Raw genomic sequence first — 308 nt, 5'->3', positions numbered from 1 at the left:
GGGCCCGGACACCAGGCCCGACCTGCTGGACCGAAACTTCGCGGCGCCGGCCCCGAACCGGGTCTGGGTCGCTGACATCACCTACTGCCGCACCTTCGCCGGCTGGGTCTACGCAGCGTTCGTCATCGACGTCTACTCCCGCCGGGTCGTCGGGTGGCAACTGTCGACGAGCCTGCGCACCGACCTCGCCTTGGACGCACTCGAGATGGGGCTGTGGACCCGGCAGCACGCCGGCCAAGACACCGCCGGTGTCATCGCGCATTCGGACAAAGGCGTTCAATACCTCGCCATCCGCTACACCCAGCGGC

1 protein-coding gene is annotated in these 308 nt (G+C 68.5%); it reads left to right on the top strand.

Annotated elements, in window-relative coordinates; translation table 11 throughout:
• The coding region (locus H0487_RS22830) for a DDE-type integrase/transposase/recombinase (protein ID WP_183096461.1) at window positions 1-308 on the top strand (308 nt) is incomplete at both ends.

Origin of the sequence: Nocardioides stalactiti (assembly GCF_014180715.1) — a bacterium.
GTDB classification, from domain to species: domain Bacteria; phylum Actinomycetota; class Actinomycetes; order Propionibacteriales; family Nocardioidaceae; genus Nocardioides; species Nocardioides stalactiti.
This window is presented reverse-complemented; position numbering and strand designations above follow the sequence as displayed.